This window comes from Variovorax sp. OV700 (assembly GCF_900099805.1).
In the GTDB taxonomy this organism is placed as follows: Bacteria; Pseudomonadota; Gammaproteobacteria; order Burkholderiales; family Burkholderiaceae_C; genus Variovorax.
Map to the genome: position 1 here is coordinate 34,135 of NZ_FNDR01000014.1, position 16,255 is coordinate 50,389.

The 16,255-nt window shown below is 67.1% G+C and carries 16 protein-coding genes; 7 read left to right on the top strand and 9 right to left on the bottom strand.

Going from position 1 to position 16,255, the window contains the following annotated elements; translation table 11 throughout:
• Window positions 1-16: 16 nt before the first annotated feature.
• Window positions 17-700, top strand: a complete 684-nt coding sequence (locus tag BLR24_RS25540; RefSeq protein ID WP_093022600.1) for a UdgX family uracil-DNA binding protein — start codon at window positions 17-19, stop codon at window positions 698-700.
• Here BLR24_RS25540 and BLR24_RS25545 read toward each other — a convergent pair.
• Both BLR24_RS25545 and BLR24_RS25550 read right to left on the bottom strand, forming a co-directional pair.
• Window positions 664-1,272: an alpha-ketoglutarate-dependent dioxygenase AlkB gene (locus BLR24_RS25545; protein WP_093022602.1), complete on the bottom strand. Its 609-nt coding sequence runs from the start codon at window positions 1,270-1,272 to the stop codon at window positions 664-666. The genes BLR24_RS25540 and BLR24_RS25545 overlap by 37 nt on opposite strands.
• Window positions 1,259-3,601: a helicase C-terminal domain-containing protein gene (locus tag BLR24_RS25550; RefSeq protein ID WP_093022605.1), complete on the bottom strand. Its 2,343-nt coding sequence runs from the start codon at window positions 3,599-3,601 to the stop codon at window positions 1,259-1,261. Before BLR24_RS25550 ends, BLR24_RS25545 begins: the two co-directional genes overlap by 14 nt.
• Before the next feature lie 135 nt (window positions 3,602-3,736).
• Here BLR24_RS25550 and BLR24_RS25555 point away from each other — a divergent pair, with 135 nt between their 5' ends.
• From BLR24_RS25555 to BLR24_RS25575, 5 genes are all read left to right on the top strand, one after another.
• On the top strand, window positions 3,737-7,237 hold the full coding sequence (locus BLR24_RS25555; RefSeq protein WP_093022608.1) for a response regulator: 3,501 nt from the start codon (window positions 3,737-3,739) through the stop codon (window positions 7,235-7,237).
• On the top strand, window positions 7,234-8,088 hold the full coding sequence (locus BLR24_RS25560) for a CheR family methyltransferase (RefSeq protein ID WP_093022610.1): 855 nt from the start codon (window positions 7,234-7,236) through the stop codon (window positions 8,086-8,088). The genes BLR24_RS25555 and BLR24_RS25560 overlap by 4 nt, the downstream gene beginning before the upstream one ends.
• Entirely contained in the window at window positions 8,085-8,690 is a 606-nt protein-coding gene (locus BLR24_RS25565) for a chemotaxis protein CheB (protein WP_093022613.1), read from the top strand. The genes BLR24_RS25560 and BLR24_RS25565 overlap by 4 nt, the downstream gene beginning before the upstream one ends.
• The gene (locus BLR24_RS25570; protein WP_093022616.1) at window positions 8,680-9,900 is read left to right on the top strand and encodes a hybrid sensor histidine kinase/response regulator; all 1,221 of its coding nucleotides are present in this window, start codon (window positions 8,680-8,682) and stop codon (window positions 9,898-9,900) included. The genes BLR24_RS25565 and BLR24_RS25570 overlap by 11 nt, the downstream gene beginning before the upstream one ends.
• A 76-nt stretch (window positions 9,901-9,976) precedes the next feature.
• Window positions 9,977-10,339, top strand: a complete 363-nt coding sequence (locus BLR24_RS25575; RefSeq protein WP_093022618.1) for a response regulator — start codon at window positions 9,977-9,979, stop codon at window positions 10,337-10,339.
• Between the two features lie 16 nt (window positions 10,340-10,355).
• Here the strand turns inward: BLR24_RS25575 and BLR24_RS25580 are convergent, their stop codons facing one another.
• Window positions 10,356-11,303, bottom strand: coding sequence for an adenylate/guanylate cyclase domain-containing protein (locus tag BLR24_RS25580; RefSeq protein ID WP_093022621.1), 948 nt, complete (start codon window positions 11,301-11,303; stop codon window positions 10,356-10,358).
• 347 nt (window positions 11,304-11,650) lie between these two features.
• Between BLR24_RS25580 and BLR24_RS25585 the strand changes: the two genes are divergently transcribed.
• Window positions 11,651-11,923 (top strand): hypothetical protein, encoded by a 273-nt coding sequence (locus BLR24_RS25585; protein WP_254787567.1) that lies wholly within the window; start codon window positions 11,651-11,653, stop codon window positions 11,921-11,923.
• A 77-nt stretch (window positions 11,924-12,000) separates the two neighbouring features.
• Here BLR24_RS25585 and BLR24_RS25590 read toward each other — a convergent pair whose 3' ends face one another.
• Genes BLR24_RS25590 through BLR24_RS25615 form a run of 6 tightly spaced genes read right to left on the bottom strand, consistent with a single transcriptional unit; the run spans window position 12,001 to window position 16,210 of the window.
• Window positions 12,001-12,972 carry an LD-carboxypeptidase gene (locus tag BLR24_RS25590; protein WP_093022624.1) on the bottom strand — a complete coding sequence of 324 codons (972 nt, stop codon included), beginning with the start codon at window positions 12,970-12,972 and terminating at the stop codon, window positions 12,001-12,003.
• A complete protein-coding gene (gene tadA / locus BLR24_RS25595; protein WP_093022626.1) occupies window positions 12,969-14,084 on the bottom strand; it encodes a tRNA adenosine(34) deaminase TadA in 1,116 nt (371 codons plus the stop codon). Before tadA ends, BLR24_RS25590 begins: the two co-directional genes overlap by 4 nt.
• Window positions 14,074-14,310 (bottom strand): hypothetical protein, encoded by a 237-nt coding sequence (locus BLR24_RS25600; RefSeq protein ID WP_093022628.1) that lies wholly within the window; start codon window positions 14,308-14,310, stop codon window positions 14,074-14,076. Before BLR24_RS25600 ends, tadA begins: the two co-directional genes overlap by 11 nt.
• Window position 14,311: 1 nt before the next feature.
• A complete protein-coding gene (locus BLR24_RS25605) occupies window positions 14,312-14,959 on the bottom strand; it encodes an FMN-binding negative transcriptional regulator (protein ID WP_093022631.1) in 648 nt (215 codons plus the stop codon).
• A 46-nt stretch (window positions 14,960-15,005) separates the two neighbouring features.
• Window positions 15,006-15,707 carry an ankyrin repeat domain-containing protein gene (locus BLR24_RS25610; RefSeq protein WP_093022634.1) on the bottom strand — a complete coding sequence of 234 codons (702 nt, stop codon included), beginning with the start codon at window positions 15,705-15,707 and terminating at the stop codon, window positions 15,006-15,008.
• Window positions 15,707-16,210, bottom strand: a complete 504-nt coding sequence (locus BLR24_RS25615) for a GlcG/HbpS family heme-binding protein (RefSeq protein WP_093022637.1) — start codon at window positions 16,208-16,210, stop codon at window positions 15,707-15,709. The genes BLR24_RS25610 and BLR24_RS25615 overlap by 1 nt, the downstream gene beginning before the upstream one ends.
• Window positions 16,211-16,255 lie beyond the last annotated feature (45 nt).

Consider the following 16,255-nt stretch of genomic DNA (forward strand, 5'->3'; position numbering starts at 1 on the left):
AACGGTTGCCGTTGCCGTGTCTCATCGCAACGAAGCCACCGCCGCGCTGAAGGCGCTCAGCGTGGCCACCGACGCCTGTCGGGAGTGCCCGCTGGGCGCGCATGCCCCGCAGTCGGTGTTCGGCGAGGGACCGGTCGGCGCGGTGCTGATGGTGGTGGGCGAGCAGCCGGGCGACAAGGAAGATCTGGTGGGCCGCCCTTTCGTCGGCCCTGCGGGCAAGCTGTTCGACCGCGCCGTGGCCGAGCTCGGCTGGTCACGCGACAAGCTCTACGTGACCAATGCGGTGAAGCACTTCAAATACGAACTGCGCGGCAAGCGCCGCATCCACAAGACACCGGGCCAGCGCGAAGCCGAGGCCTGCCATCACTGGCTCGAAAGCGAGATGGAACTCGTGCAGCCGCAGGCTTTTATCGCGTTGGGTGCCACGGCCGCCCGCACCCTGCTCGGCCGACCCGTCGCGGTGATGAAGGAGCGCGGCCAGTGGATCGAAGATGCGGCGACTGGCCGCCGCGTGCTGGTCACCCTCCACCCCTCCGCCCTACTGCGCGGCGACCCCGCGCAACGGGAGGCCGCGTGGGAAGCGTGGCTCAAGGACCTGTCCGTGGCGTCGAGCCTGGTGAAGAAGGCTGCGGCGAAACGACCTGCTCCACGTCCTGCCGCGGGTCACGCGCGCCGGCGGGTACGCATGGTGATGGAATAACGCAGCGCCTCCGTGGGTGCGATGCTGTGCTGCCATGCCCACCGTGCTGCCCCGCGCAGCATGTAGATGGAACGCGGCTCGATCAGCAGTTGAAGGCTGGCGGGTGCACTCGCGCTGGCCGGCGGGTACGGCCGCAGCTGCATCACGGCGCTGCTGCGCAGCGAAACACCCACGATGTCTTCGAAGTCGGGCACGTCGCGATGCCAGCCGAGCGGCGTACCGGGCCTGTATTCAGACAACAGCACGTGCGTGAAGTCCTCGGGCGCCATGCCTATCCACGCGGCCACCCGCTCGCGCAGCGGATGAAGCGCCTCGGGCAGCGGCGCACCGGGCCGCAGGCGGTGGTTGTCGAAGTCGTAGCTGCCGCCAAAACTGATGCCGCGCCGCCGCGCGATGTATTCCTTGTAGCGCATCTCGCGGAGTTCAAAGCCCTGCACGATGCGCAGCAGTTCGTCTTCTTCCGAGCGCGTAAGAAATTCACGCTCATACCGCAGCCCTTCGATGGCGGCCACCGGAGCCTCTCCGAACAGGTCGGGTTCGTCGGCCAACTGGATGTGGCTAGCGGACCGCATCGACGTCTTCTCCTTCCTTGGGCCCGCGCATGGGACCGCCCAGGCGCAGCTGCCACCATGGCGGGAGCAACTCGCGGATCTCGGCGCGCGCAAACCGATCGTCCAGCAGGTGCAGCACGCCCTCGTCCTGCTCGGTGCGGATCACGCGGCCGGCCGCCTGCACCACCTTTTGCAGGCCAGGATAGAGGTAGGTGTATTCGTAGCCCTTGCCGAATCGCGCCTGCATGCGCTCGCGCGTGATCTCGTTCAAGGCGTTGTGCTGCGGCAAGCCCAGGCTCGCGACGAAGGCGCCGATCAGGCGGCTGCCGGGCAGGTCGATGCCTTCGCCGAATGCGCCGCCGAGCACTGCAAAGCCGATGCCGCGGCCGCCCTCCTCGAAGCGCGCCAGAAAGTCGTGGCGCTCGGCTTCGGCCATGCCGCGCGTCTGCGTCCACACCGGTACACCGGGGTGCCTGGCCAGGAAGGCCGCGCAGGCCTTCTCCAGATAATCGAAGCTGCTGAAGAACGCGAGGTAGTTGCCGGGCAGGCGTTCGAACTGGGCACCGATGATGCCGGCCACGCTGCACAGCGAAGCCGCGCGGTCGCGGAACCGGGTCGATACATTCATCGCCACCTCGACCCGCAATTGCCGGCCCTGGAATGGCGAGGCCACGTCGAGCAACATCATTTCCGGCGGGAGACCGAGCGCATCGCGATAGAACCCGAAGGGCGACAAGGTGCCCGAAAAGCAGGTGACCGATGCGGCCTCGGCAAAGCGTGGCTCCAGAAACGGCGCGGGCACGAGGTTGCGGATGGAGAGGCTGCGCTGCTGCGGGCCGTGCGCGGGGCCCAGCGTGCGCTCGAATACCGAATGGTCGTCGAACGAATCGGCCAGCCGGGCAAACTGCAGCGCGTCGAAGAAGAAGCGCTGCAGCGGCCCCTGCGCTGCGTCCGGCGTGGCCGCAAAGTACTCGCCCATGGCCGTGTTGGCCGCCTGCAGAGCGCGGGCGAAGCGTTCGGGTATCTCATCGGCGGTGTCGTAGGCCTCGGTCTGCGATTGCTGCACCGTGTCCCATTCGCGGTACAGCCGGCCGAGTGCGCCGCGCACCGATGCGGGCGCCACGCGGTGGGCTTCTTCGAGTGCCTGGCCGTCGAGCTCGGCGGTGTACATGCCGCGGGCGCGCTCCAGCAGGTTGTGCGCCTCGTCGACCAACACCGCCGCGCGCCAGTCATCGTCCTTCATGGTGGCGTAGAGAAAGGCGCTGCCGTCGAAGTAGTAGTTGTAGTCGCCCACGATCACGTCGGACCAGTGCGCCATTTCCTGCGCGAGGAAATAGGGGCACACGGTGTGCGCAAGCGCAATTTGCCGCAGCGCCTGCCGGTCGAGCCGGGCGGCTCGCGCGGCCTCTTCGCGTGCGGCGGGAAGGCGGTCGTAGAAGCCCTTGGCCAGCGGACACGAGTCGCCGTTACAGGCGCGGTCGGGGTATTCGCAAACCTTGTCGCGCGCGGTGAGTTCGAGCACGCGCACCTGCGAGCACCCTTCTCCCATCACGCGCAAGGCGTCGAGCGCCACGGCCCGGCCCGAGGTCTTGGCGGTGAGAAAGAAGATCTTGTCGATCTTCCGCGCGGCGCGCGCCTTCAGCAGCGGAAAGATGGTGGCCAGCGTCTTTCCGATGCCGGTGGGCGCCTGCGTCATCAGGCAGCGCCCGTTCACCGCGGCGCGGTACACGGCCTCGGCCAGTTCGCGCTGGCCGGCGCGGAATTTTCCATGCGGAAAATCAAGGCGGCCGAGCGCATCGCCAAGCACGGCATGGTGCGCGGCTTCGCTCTGCGCCCAGGCGCTGTAGCGTGCGCACAAGAGTTCGAAGTACGCCTGCAGCGCAGCGCGAGTGTGCTGCTCTTCCAGCACGGTTTCTTCGCCGGTGCCGAGGTCGAGGTACACCAGCGCGACGGTGATGTGCGCGTAGCCGTGCATCTCGCACAGCATCCATCCGTAGGTGCGGGCCTGGGCCCAGTGCAGCGCACGGTGGTTGCCGCGGATGGCATCGAAGTCGCCGCGAAAGGTCTTGATTTCTTCGACCCGCGGCTCGCGCGGGTCGTGCCCGTCGGCCCGGCCGCGCACCTTGAGCGCGCCGCAGTGCGAGACGAGCGCCACTTCGCTCTGGTAGGCCTCGCCGCGCCGGCCCTGCACCAGCGCATGGCCGGCCATGCCCTCGAGCGCGCTGGGCGCGGGCACGAAACGCAGGTCGAGGTCGCCCGCCTTCGCGCCGAAGGCGCACAGCGCCTTGACGGACACCGTGCGGGCATCGGTCGGGTCTGCCTGCGGCTTTGTGGAAAGATCCGTGGTCACTGCAATGCTGTATGAAACAACAGTATAACGACCCACTCCAGCCTGTGCCGCAGAATCGTGTCGGGGCCTTATCCGACACGAAGGTCCTCGGCTTTCGGCAAAACTTCAAAAGTTTTGCTTACAAATCCTCTGTGAATGAAAACCCCCACTGCGATCGACCCCGATGATTTCGAACGCCTGCTGAGCCGCAACCTGAAGTGGCCTCTGCTGGGCGGCCTGATCGGCGCGCTGGTGTTCGTGGGGTTGATCGTGTTTCTGCTGTCGGCCATCAGCCGCGTCGAGCAAACCGACCGCGTGGTGCGCAACGCCAGTGAACTGCAGCGCCGCACCATCGACATGGAAACCGGCCTGCGCGGCTTCCTCATCACCGGCGAGGAAAGTTTTCTTGAGCCCTACCAGAGCGCGCTGCCAAGGATCAAGGGCGACATCGAGGCGCTCCAGGGGCAGGTTTCTGACAACAGGCAGCAAGGCGAGCGGATCGGGCGCATCGCCGCGCTGCAAACGGAATGGAATGAATTCGCGCGCGAGATGATCGCCGCGCGCCGCGACGGCGGCGACTACCAGGCGCTGGTGCGGCAGGGCCGGGGCAAGCGGCTGAGCGACGACATGCGCGCCGAGTTCACTGCCTTCATGGACACCCAGCAAGGCCTGCGTTTCCAGCGCAACGAGGAGGCCAACCGCACCAGCTGGCTGGTGGTGGGCGTGTTCCTGCTTTTCACGCTGGTGTTCACCGGCATGGTGGCCTACTTCGGCCGGCGGCAGCTCATGCGGCTTTCCGACAGCTATGACGCGGTGCTGCGGGAGCAGGCCGCGCACGCCGAGCGGCTGGCGCAGCAAGCCTGGCTGCGCAGCGCGCAAACCGAGATGGTGGGCGAGCTGGTTGGGGAGCTGAGCGCGAACGACCTGGGCCGCAAGGTGCTCGCGTTCTTCTCGCGGCGCCTGGGCTGCGCGGTGGGCGCGCTGTACGTGCGCGAGCGGCATGGCACGCTGCGCCGCGCCGCAAGCTACGGCTTCTCGATGGAGGCCGAGGCAACGCCGCAGGTGTTCTCGCCCACCCAGAGCCTGGTCGGCCAGGCCGCTGCCGAGAAGCGCCGCATGCTTATCGAGCCCATTCAAGCCGACTACCTGAAGGTCAATTCCGGCCTCGGCGAGATGGCGCCCTCGGCCGTGCTGCTGGTGCCGGTGGCCAGCGACGGCATCGTGAACGGCGTGGTCGAGCTCGGCCTTCCCGGCGCGCCCGACGGGCGCACCATTGAACTGCTCGATCTGGTGGCCGAGGACATCGGCGCTTCCCTTGCGGCGGCACGCTACCGCGAACAGCTGCAGGACGCGTTGGCGGAAACGCAGCAGCTCAACGAAGAGTTGCAGGTGCAGCAGGAAGAGCTGCGCACCGCCAACGAGGAACTCGAGGAACAGTCGCGCGCGCTGCGCGCCTCGCAAGCCATGCTGGAGAACCAGCAGGCCGAGCTGGAGCAGACCAACAGCCAGCTCTCCGAGCGCACCGAGGCGCTGGACCAGCGCAATGCCGCCCTGCGCCGCGTGCAGCGCGACCTCGAGGACCGCGCCGACGAGCTGCAGCGCGCCAGCCGCTACAAGTCGGAATTTCTGGCCAACATGTCGCACGAGCTGCGCACGCCGCTCAACAGCGCGCTCATCCTGGCCAAGCTGCTTGGCGACAACCCGCAGGGCAACCTGAGCGCCGAGCAGGTGAAGTTCGCGGAATCGATCTACTCGTCGGGCAACGACTTGCTGACGCTGATCAACGACATCCTCGACATCTCGAAGGTCGAGGCGGGCAAGCTCGAAGTGGTGATCGAAGACGTGGCGCCCGCCAAGCTCGCCCAGAGCCTGGAGCGCACTTTCAGCCCGCTGGCCGCCGAAAAGCGCCTGGGCTTCAAGCTGACGATGCATCCGGATGTGCCCGCGTCGCTGGTGACCGACTGCCACCGGGTCGAGCAGATCCTGAAGAACCTGCTGTCCAATGCACTCAAGTTCACCGACAGCGGCGAGGTGGCGCTGGTGGTTTCCGCCGCACCCGATGGTGGTGCGGTGTTTGCGGTCTCCGACTCGGGCATCGGCATTGCGCCCGAGCAGCAAGAGCTGATCTTCGAAGCCTTTCGACAGGCGGATGGCACCACCAGCCGCCGGTATGGCGGCACCGGCCTGGGCCTGTCGATCTCGCGCGATCTGACCCGCCTGCTGGGCGGCACGCTGGCGTTGCAGAGCCAGCCCGGCCAGGGCAGCACCTTCACCCTGCAGCTGCCGGCGGTGGCGCCGCAGGCATCCCGACAAACGCCGGCCGCGGCTCCCGCCAAGGCTGCTGCGGCACGCGCGCCCTCCTCCCCGTCCCTCTCTCCAGCTTCGCGTGCGGTGCCAGTGGCGCCGGCGCCGCCGGTGGTGGTACCGTCCCCCCAATTTTCCGACGACCGCGCGCTGCCGCGCGACCAGGTGCGCCGGGTGCTGGTGATCGAGGACGAGCCGCAGTTCGCGCACATCCTCTATGACCTGGCGCACGAGCTCGGCTATCGCTGCCTGGTGGCGCACGGCGCGGCCGACGGCTTCGATCTGGCGCAGCAGCTCCTGCCCGACGCCATCCTGCTGGACATGCGCCTGCCCGACAGCACCGGCCTGGACCTGCTGCAGCGCCTGAAGGATTCGCCCGAGACGCGTCATATTCCGATCCACGTGGTGTCGGCGGCCGACGACGCGCAGGCCGCCGCGTTGCAGATGGGGGCCATCGGCTATGCGCGCAAGCCGGCCACCCGCGCCGAGCTGACACAGGTGTTTGCCCGGCTCGAGGAAAAGCTCACGCAGAAGGTCAAGACCGTGCTGCTGGTCGAAGACGACGTGCTGCAGCGCGAAAGCGTGATCCGGCTCATCGGCGACGAGGACATCGAAATCATCGCCGTGGGCTCGGGCGAAGAGGCGCTCGCCGTGCTGCGCAAACGCGTGTTCGACTGCATGATCACCGACCTGCACCTGCCCGACATGCAGGGCGGCGAACTGCTCAAGCGCATGGCGGCCGAAGAAATCGTTTCGTTTCCGCCCGTCATCGTCTACACCGGGCGCAACCTCACGCGCGACGAGGAAGCCGAGCTGCATCGCTACTCGCGCTCGATCATCATCAAGGGCGCGCGCTCGCCGGAGCGCCTGCTCGACGAGGTGACGCTGTTCCTGCACAAGGTGGAGGCCGAGCTCTCCAGCGAGCGCCAGGGCATGCTCAAGGCCGCGCGCGGACGCGACCGCATCTTCGAGGGGCGCACCATCCTGCTGGTGGACGACGACGTGCGCAACATCTTCGCGCTGACGAGCGCGCTGGAACAGCGCGGCGCGGTGGTCGAGATCGGCCGCAACGGCCGCGAGGCGCTCGAAAAGCTCGAGCAGGCGCCCGAGATCGACCTGGTCCTGATGGATGTCATGATGCCGGAGATGGACGGCCTGGAGGCCACGCGCCGGCTGCGCGCCGACCGGCGCTTCCAGAAGCTGCCCGTGATCGCCATCACCGCCAAGGCCATGAAGGACGACCGCGAGCAATGCCTGGCCGCGGGTGCCAGCGACTACCTGGCCAAGCCCGTGGATTTGGAGCGCCTGTTCTCGCTTCTGCGCGTGTGGATGCCGAAAATGGAGAGGCTGTGAACCGCACCGCCACACCGTCGCCCCTGCCGTCTCCGTTGAGCAACACGGAGATCGAGCTGCGGCTGCTGATGGAGGCGATCTACCTCAAGTACAGCTACGACTTCCGCGACTACACCGTCGCCTCGCAGAAGCGCCGCGTGCTGCATGCGCTGGCGCAGCTCGGGCTTCCGAGCATCTCCGCCCTGCAGGAAAAAGTGCTGCGCGACCCGGGGCTCTTCGGCCGACTGCTGCAATACCTGACGATTCCGGTGAGCGAGATGTTCCGCGACCCCGCCTACTTCCTGGCGTTGCGCCAGCACGTGGTGCCCATCCTGCACACCTATCCCTCTGTGAAGGTGTGGGTGGCGGGCTGCAGCACCGGCGAAGAGGTGTTTTCGCTCGCGATTCTGCTGCGGGAGGAAGGCCTGCTTTCGCGCACGCAGATCTACGCTACCGACATCAATCCCGCTTCGCTCGAGAAGGCGCGTCAGGGCATCTTTCCCATCGAGTCGATCCGGGGCTACACGGCCAACTATCAGCGCGCCGGCGGGCGGAGTTCTTTCTCCGACTACTACACGGCCGCCTACGAGGCCGCGCGCTTCGACCCCTCGCTGTGCGCCGACGTCATCTTTGCCGACCACAGCCTGGCCACCGACAGCGTGTTTGCCGAGACGCAATTCGTGTCGTGCCGCAACGTGCTCATCTATTTCAACCGCGAGCTGCAGGACCGCGCGCTGGGCCTGTTTCATGAGTCGCTGTGCCACCGCGGCTTTCTGGGCCTGGGCGCCAAGGAGAGCATCGATTTCTCGAGCTATTCGGAACGTTTCGATGCGCATGCGAAGCCGGAGCGCATCTATCGCAAGGCGACATGAAACCGAACGCCGTGCAATCTCCGACCAGGCGCATCGAGGCCGTGGTACTCGGCGCCTCCGCCGGCGGCATAGAGGCGCTGCTGCGGATGCTGCACGACCTTCCTCTGCCATGGAATCTTCCGCTGGTGGTGGTCCTGCACTTGCCCGAGGGGCATGAAAGCCATCTGCCGGAGATCTTCGCCGAGCGCCTGCGGGTTCCGGTGCGCGAGGCCGCGGACAAGATGCCGATCGCGTCCGGCCACGTGTATTTCGCGCCGCCCGGCTACCATCTGTCGATCGAGCGCAACCGATGCTTTTCGCTCAGCTGCGAGCCGCCGGTACGCTTTTCGCGGCCTTCGATCGACATATTGATGGCCTCCGCAGCCGACGCCTACGGGCCGGCATTGGCCGGCTTTCTGCTGACCGGCGCGAACGACGACGGCGCCGAAGGCCTGCAGCGCATTCATCTGGCCGGTGGCATTACCGCCGTCCAGGACCCCAACGAAGCCCAGATTTCCACCATGCCCGAAGCGGCCATTGCCCTCCATTCCCCCGATCACGTGCTTTCCTTGCGCGAGCTTCGCGCCCTGCTCTTGCAACTGGAGTCTGCCCATGTCCATTGACGTCGAAAGCAAGCTGCTGATCGTCGATGACCTGCCCGAAAACCTTTTGGCGCTGGAGGCCCTGATCCGCGGTCCCGGGCGCGCGGTGTACCGCGCGACTTCGGCCGAAGAAGCGCTGGCGCTGCTGCTCGACCATGAATTTGCGCTGGCCATTCTCGACGTGCAGATGCCCGGCATGAACGGTTTCGAACTGGCCGAGTTGATGCGCGGCACCGAGCGCACGCGGCACATCCCGATCATCTTCGTGAGCGCGGCAGGCCGCGAACTCAACTATGCCTTCCGGGGCTACGAGAGCGGCGCGGTCGACTTCCTGCACAAGCCGCTCGACCCGCATGCGGTCACGAGCAAGGTCACCGTGTTCGTCGACCTGCATCGCCACCGCAAGGCGCTCGACCAGGAGATGGAAAAACTCGCTGCCGCCCACCACAAGCAGGAAGAACTGGTGGAGCAGCTGCGGCACACACAGCGCAAGCTCGAGCACGCGGTGCGCATGCGCGACGATTTCATGTCCATGGTTTCGCACGAGCTGCGCACGCCGCTCAATACGCTGTATCTCGAAACGCAGCTGCGGCAGCTGCACCTTTCCAAGGGCAAGCTGGAGTCCTTCGCGCCGGATCGCCTGCCCGCCATGATCGAGCGCGACCAGCGGCAGATTCGCAACATGGTGCGCCTGATCGACGACATGCTCGACGTCACGCGCATGCGGCGGGATGCGCTGTCCATCCAGCCCCAGCCGGTCGACCTTGCCGCTCTGGCGCGGGCTGTGGTGGAAGGGCTGTGGCAGCAGGCCGAGGCAGCGGGTTCCATGATTGCACTCGAGGCGCCGGGCGCACTGCGGGGCGTGTGGGACGAGTTCCGCATCGAACAGGTATTGACCAACCTGCTGACCAATGCGCTGCGCTACGGCCGCGGCAAGCCGGTGGAGATGATGGTGAGCGAGGCCGGCGGCATCGCGCGCATCACCGTGCGCGACCAGGGCATCGGCATTGCACCTGAAGACCAGGAACGCATCTTCGAGCAGTTCGAACGTACCGACGATAGCCGCAAGCACGCCTCCGGCCTGGGTCTGGGGCTTTACATCACGCGCAAGATCGTGGGCCTGCACGGCGGACGCATCGAGGTGGAAAGCACGCCAGGCCAGGGCGCGCTGTTCCGGGTCGAGCTGCCGATTCAGGCCGAGGCAAAGACTGCAACGCAAGCGCGGGCGTAGGCGCCCTCCTACTGCATATGGCGCGACGGACCGGGATACTCGAAGCTTCCTTCTCTCCTGATCAAGGCTTGCCTCAGTGAATGTGCTGATCGTCGACGACAACGTAGCCGCGGCAGACCTGCTGCAGGAGCTTTTGACACTGCAGGACCACACCGCCCGCTGCGCCTATACAGCGCAGCAGGCAATGGATGCTGCTGCGGTGGAGCACTTCGATGCGGCGCTCATCGACCTCACGCTGCCCGACTTTCCGGGCACCGAGGTGGCGCGGCGGTTGCGCTCGGCCACGGGGGAAGGCAGCCCGAAGCTGCTTGTCGCCATCTCGGGATTCTCAGTGGAAGACGCTGCCGGCACGGGCGCGCGCGAGCTGTTCAACCATCATCTTCAGAAACCGATCGACATCGCCGAACTGACCGCGATCCTTTCTTCAGCGCCGGACTGATGAACGCCGGCGGCGCCTAGCGCGCGATCTCGCGGTGCGAGAGCAGCACCTCGGTGCCGGCGGTATTGAAGGCGATGGTCGGCGCGGTGAAATCGCTCAGCGACGCGCCCAGGCCGATCTCGCCGCTGCCATGCAGGACGCATTCCTCGCGCCTCAGCGCGATTTCATTGCTGGGCCCGCCGTTGCCATGAAACCGGACCCAGGTGCCGTAGGTGCTGAGGTCGGTCAGAACGCAGCTGCCTTGCCGCAGTTCAATGCGCGCATGCAACCGCGAAACACGCGGATCGTTGACCACGAACTGTGCGTCGTTCACCCGTCCGAGATGGATCGGAAGCTCTTCCGTGCGGAACATGGAACGCACGTCGAGCCACGCCAGCTCGATCTGCCCGAAGGACGAATCGGGCAGCCGAAGCGGCGTCAGCGCGGCCGGCACCGTCAGGAACGACGTCAGCTCCTCCTGCCAGTCGATGCGGTGAACGGCCGACATTTCGCTGCGCCCGCGGATGGTGATGAGGCCCAGGTCGCGATGCCGGACCACCGCTTCGCTCAACTGCGCGATGACGGCGTCGGCCGCCCAGATCTGACCAGGCCCGGCCAGGTCGCTCAGGCGCGACGCAAGGTTGACCGCATCGCCGAAGCAGTCGCCCTCGACCTCGAGGACTTCGCCGCTTGCAACGCCGATCTGCAATGCCATGCGCAGCGGTACCGGCCATGCCATGAGTCGCTTCTGGTGGTAGCGCTGCAGTTCGATCACCGCATGCGTGGCCGCGGCGGCATTCGAAAAGATCGCGAACACCCCGTCGCCGAGCGACTTCACCACCCTGCCGCCGTGGGCCTGGCAGATGCTTCCGATCCACTGGGTGAGGCGCGTCACCGTTTCCGTGGCCCGGGCATTTCCCATGGCTTCAAAAACCCTGGAACTCCCGGTCAGGTCTGCGAAAACAATTGTGGAATTGACACCCATGCTTTGAAGGAACTCGATGGTGGCGTAGCGGCTCGTGGCTACGTATTAGAAGCCACGGAAGGAGAGGCGCAAGAGGTTCTCCCGCGAACCCCTTGCGCCATGGCGACCGCGCGCCAGCAGAAGGTTATTTCCTATCACTTTTGTATTCGGTTAACCACATTCGCCCGAAGTGAAGCGTAAAGTGTGTTGTTTACAAACCAGAAACAGTGTTCCAGATCTTGTGAATTGCCGGACTGAGGCTTAAGGTAGCAACCGTTCTGGTTTCCGGCAATACGCTTTTGGTGCTCATGTCGTCCCTTCGTCGCTTTCTCCGCCTTCTGGGAATTCCCGGCCTCGGGTCTGGCCGCGTGGGAGAGCACCAACTTGGCCGCATCCGCACAGCCATGCTGTCGGTGCTGCAGGCGCACGGCGGCCATTCGGTTCAGCGCATTGCCCAGCGCGTGCGGTTTGCAACCGACGTCGAGGCGCTCTGGTATTTGCGCCAGGACGTGATGGTGGCGCTGAGCGCCATCGACGGCGAGGCCGCGGCCCGTCGCCAGATGAAAGCCATCAACAGCATGTTCAAGGGCGGCCTGCCCCGTTCGATGGGGCCGCGAGCCCACCAGCGCATCACGCACTGAGCCCCCGCGGGCTGCGGCAGCTTTCGGCTGCCGCTTTTGCATTACCCTTTTTTTCCTGGTGTCCGCAGCCTGCCTGCTCAATGGGCGTGCGCGTGGCCATGGTCGTGAGCATGGTCGTGCCCATGGGCATGCCGATGGCCCCACACCATGAAGACGTCACGGCCTTCGGCAGCCAGTTCGACCTTGGCGCCCACGGGGAGCAGCACCTTGGTCTGCACGTGGCCGAACGGCAGGCCGGTGAGCACCGGCACCTTGAGCGCGGCGCGCAGCCGGTCGACCACCGAATCGAATCCGAAGCCGCGGTCGTAGCCCGGCACCTTGCGCATGCCGGTGAACTGGCCGAACACGACGGCGCGCTGCCTTGCCAGCACGCCGGCCATGCGCAGCTGCTCGAGCATGCGTTCGATGCGGTATGGATGCTCGTTGGTGTCCTCGATGAAGAGCACGCCCTTGTCGACTGCCGGGAAGTAAGGCGTTCCCAGCAGGCTGGTGAGCACGCAAAGGTTGCCGCCCCAGAGGGTGGCGTCGTGCACGGGCTTGACCTTGAGCCCGGCATCGCGCACCGGCATGCGCCAGCCGGTGCCTTCGCCCTGCCCGCTCACGAGGTCGTCGAAACAGGCTTCCATGATGTCGTCCGCGCCGCCTTCAGCGCCGAAGTCTTCGCCGACCGCCGGGCCGGCCCAGGTCACGGCACCGGTCTTGGCGAGCAGCGCGCTCTGCAAGGCGGTGAAGTCGCTGACCCCGACGAATTCGGTACCGCGCTGGATGGCCTTGGCCACGGCCTTGTAGGGAATGGCGTCCAGGATGCGCGTGAGCCCGTAGCCGCCACGCCCGATCAGGGCAATGTCCGCACCGCTGGCCGCGGCGCGGCCAATGGCGGCGAGCCGCGTCGCGTCGTCGCCCGCGAACCGCTGGTATGCGGCAAGCGCTGCTTCGTCGATTTCGACTTCGTAGCCCAGGGTCTTGAGTCTTGCGACGCCGCGGCGGAAGGCGGCTTTGTCGCGAATCGCGCTGGCGGGGGAATAGATGTAGATGTGTTTCTTGGTCACGGCGCCGAGTATCCCATTGCGCTGCGCACCTGCCCGGCAAGCAACGCCGCCTGCGCCGCGCTGGGACCCGAGGACGACGCCAGGGGCCCGAGCGCGCGCAGCGCGGCCTGGTAGCCGCGGTCCGGGAACGGCGCCCGCCAGGCGTCGCCAATCTGTTCGCCGCCTTCGGGAGCCAGGAGCACGGCCGCGAAATGGACCGGCCTTGCGCCCTGGAGCAGCGCGGCGAGCCCGGTGGCCGCGGCGCTGTGCACCAACACCACGGGCGCCGGTGCGATGCGGTCGAGCCATTCCACCAAGACCTGGCAGTGCCATTCGAGCCGGTGCGCCGCTTCGCGCTTGGGCTTGTCGCTCTTGCCGAAGCCGATCAGGTCGGGCACCAGCGTGCGGAGTCCGGGCATGCCGGCGAGATGGCGGAAAAAGTAGCCCCATTCGCCGGGGCCGTGCAGGCAGACGCAGCAGGCCGTCTGCTCGTGGCGGGTACCTTCGTCGACGTAGTGCAGGCGCCAGCCGTTCAGGCCGGGCAGATCCTGGATGTAGTGCGGTTCGAAGGCGTAGTCGCCAAGCGCGTCGAAGCGTTCGGCCGGCGTGCGCAGCGCGTCGTCGCGCAACGGCTCGGCCTGCTCGCGCGCCGTCTCGCGGCGCTGCTGAAAAAATTGCTGCAGCACCGCGCTGCACTCCGCCGCCAACACGCCGCCCTGCACTTGCGTGCGGTGATTCAGCCGGGGTTCGGCAAAAAGATCGAGCACCGAACCCGCCGCGCCGGTCTTGGGGTCGGCCGCGCCGAACACCACGCGCGCCAGGCGCGAATGCAGCATGGCGCCCGCGCACATGGCGCAGGGCTCGAGCGTGACGAACAGCTCGCAGCCGTCGAGGCGATAGTTGCCGAGCGCCGCGGCACCGGCGCGCAGCGCGTTGATTTCGGCGTGGGCGCTCGGGTCATGCTGCGCGACGGGCGAGTTGCGGCCTGTTGCGATGATCTGGCCATCCTTGACCAGCACCGCGCCCACCGGCACCTCGCCGGCCTCGGCCGCCCGGCCCGCCTCGGCCAGCGCCAGCGCCATCCAGCGCGCGTCGCCACTTGTTTCGGAAGGCGTTTTCGGCTCAGTTGTCATCCGGCATCTTGCGCGCCTGCGCCGCGGCGTCGAGCGCGTCCTTGACCTGCTTTTGCACCTGCTGGGCCTGTGTACGCGCGTCGGCAGGCGCCTCGCCCGGCGCGGGCGCGGCGGCACCTGGCACCGACGGCAATACGGGGGCCGCGGCGGTGGCCAGTTGCTTCTTCGCGATCATCCCGACGATCACGAGCGCCAGCACCAGGCCGAGCAATCCGAACATGCGCATCTCAGCTTCCTTCCGCCACAGGCGCGTCGGCCGTCGTCATGCCGAGGCGCTCCATCCACGCCGCCAGTGCCTTCTCGTCGGGTGTGCCGGCGCTGTAGACGGCATGCATGGCGGCATGCGATTCGCGCCGATGCTGGTTGAGCTTGACCTTGCACTGCAATGAACGCACGCGCAGCTCGAAGCCCACGATGCCGGCCAGCATCTTGAGCTGGAATTCCTCACCCAGGTCGCGCCACTGCTGCGCGTAGCCGGGCTCGTGCTCGCCGATGAGCTTCTTGAGCAAGGCGTCCTTGGCCATGGGCTCCTCGATCAGCCGGGCCTCGACAGTGCAGTGGACCGTGAGGTAGTTCCAGGTCGGCACGCGCGCCAGATCAGGGTAGACCGAGGGCGACAGGTACGAATGCGGGCCGAGAAAAGTGGCGACCGCCTGCGGCCGCGCCTGCAGGTAGCGCCAATGCGGGTTGGGCTTGGCGCAGTGGCCCAGCAGCACCAGCTGGTCGCCCTCCTGCTGCTCGGCGACCAGCGGCAGGTGCGTGACGAACGGCAGGCCGTCGTCGTCGTTCGAGATCAGGCTGGCGAAGGGATGCGCGTGCATCAGCTCCAGCGCGATGGCCGGGTCCTTGGCATTGAACTGCGGGGGCATGTACATGGGTCGGTTTCCTCTTGGCGAGTCACCGATTGTCCCTGAGCCGCCGCTATCTTGTCGGGCGCGGCGCTTCCAGCAGCTTGACCATGGCCGTGTAGCCGCGGGCCTTGGCCAGCTGCAGCGGCGTGTTGCCCTGGCGGTCGGTCAGCTTCAGGTTGGCGTCGGCATCGATCAGCGCAGCCAGCGTACGCTGGTGGCGCGGGCCGCCGTCGCCGAGCACGATGGCTTCGATCACTGCCGTCCAGTGCAGGTTGTTGACGTGGTCGAGCGGCGCGCCGGCCGTGATCAGGCGGCGCACCACCTCGTCATGGCCCAGGTGCGCGGCGGCGATCAGCGCGGTGCCGTCGTAGCGGCTCGTCACCTGCCCCGCGCTGGCGCCGAGCGACAGCAGCAGCGCGAGCGTCGCGGGGTCGTCGGCCACCGACGCGATGGTCACCGCGTCGTAACGGTCGTCTTCGAGCGCATCGAGGTTTGCGCCCGCCTTGGCGAGCAGCTTCACCGCCTCGCGCTGCCGGGCATGGGTGGCGACGTGCAAGGGCGTGCGGCCCCGCGCATCGCGCGCATCGAGGTTGGCGCCGGAGGCGATCAGGCTCTTGAGCTTCGGCAGATCGCCATGCCCGGCGGCCCGGTGCAGCCCTTCATAGGCCAGCACCTCGGCCGACAGCGGCGGCACCTGGGGCCACACGCTGGCCGATGCGCCCACGCCGAGCGCGACCGCCAACACGCCGGACCAGATACCGCGCTTCATCATCAACCCAGGAGGCCCTTGACCTTTTCGAGCGCCGCGTTGGCGCACTGGTCGTCCAGGTTGCCGCCCGGCGCACCGCCCACGCCCACGGCGCCGATCACGTCGTTGCCCGACTTCACCGGGACGCCGCCGCCCAGCAACAGGAAGCCCGGCAGGTAGACGAGGTTCGCGGCGCCGGGGTTCTTCTGCGCGCCTTCCATCATGGCCTGGGTCGCGCTCTTGGCCGATGCCGAGGTCCAGGCCTTGCGCTCGCTCGACGCCAGCGTGTGCGGGCCGGCGTTGTCGGCACGCTGCACGGCGCGCACGGTGCCGGCGCGGTCGACCACGGTGGCGGCCACGTTGTAGCCGTTGGCGGCGCAGGCCGCCACGGCTTCGGCCGCGATCTGGTTGGCCAGCCCGAGCGAGATGTTCTTGTCGGTGCGCACGGCGGGAGCCGGCGTCTGGGCTTGGGCGGCCGATGCGGCGAGCAGAACAGCGAGGCCGCCGAGGCGAAGAATGGAACGCATTTTTTGATTTCTCCAGTGGATGCAGGGTGATTGCGCCGGCGAGTT

What these genes read in the sequence shown, in the direction of transcription:
- tadA (WP_093022626.1), bottom strand. Translation starts at nt 14,084, where the DNA reads ATGACAACTGAGCCGAAAACGCCTTCCGAAACAAGTGGCGACGCGCGC.
- BLR24_RS25580 (WP_093022621.1), bottom strand. Translation starts at nt 11,303, where the DNA reads ATGGGTGTCAATTCCACAATTGTTTTCGCAGACCTGACCGGGAGTTCC.
- BLR24_RS25545 (WP_093022602.1), bottom strand. Translation starts at nt 1,272, where the DNA reads ATGCGGTCCGCTAGCCACATCCAGTTGGCCGACGAACCCGACCTGTTC.
- BLR24_RS25565 (WP_093022613.1), top strand. Translation starts at nt 8,085, where the DNA reads ATGAAACCGAACGCCGTGCAATCTCCGACCAGGCGCATCGAGGCCGTG.
- BLR24_RS25615 (WP_093022637.1), bottom strand. Translation starts at nt 16,210, where the DNA reads ATGCGTTCCATTCTTCGCCTCGGCGGCCTCGCTGTTCTGCTCGCCGCA.
- BLR24_RS25605 (WP_093022631.1), bottom strand. Translation starts at nt 14,959, where the DNA reads ATGTACATGCCCCCGCAGTTCAATGCCAAGGACCCGGCCATCGCGCTG.
- BLR24_RS25570 (WP_093022616.1), top strand. Translation starts at nt 8,680, where the DNA reads ATGTCCATTGACGTCGAAAGCAAGCTGCTGATCGTCGATGACCTGCCC.
- BLR24_RS25610 (WP_093022634.1), bottom strand. Translation starts at nt 15,707, where the DNA reads ATGATGAAGCGCGGTATCTGGTCCGGCGTGTTGGCGGTCGCGCTCGGC.
- BLR24_RS25600 (WP_093022628.1), bottom strand. Translation starts at nt 14,310, where the DNA reads ATGCGCATGTTCGGATTGCTCGGCCTGGTGCTGGCGCTCGTGATCGTC.
- BLR24_RS25555 (WP_093022608.1), top strand. Translation starts at nt 3,737, where the DNA reads ATGAAAACCCCCACTGCGATCGACCCCGATGATTTCGAACGCCTGCTG.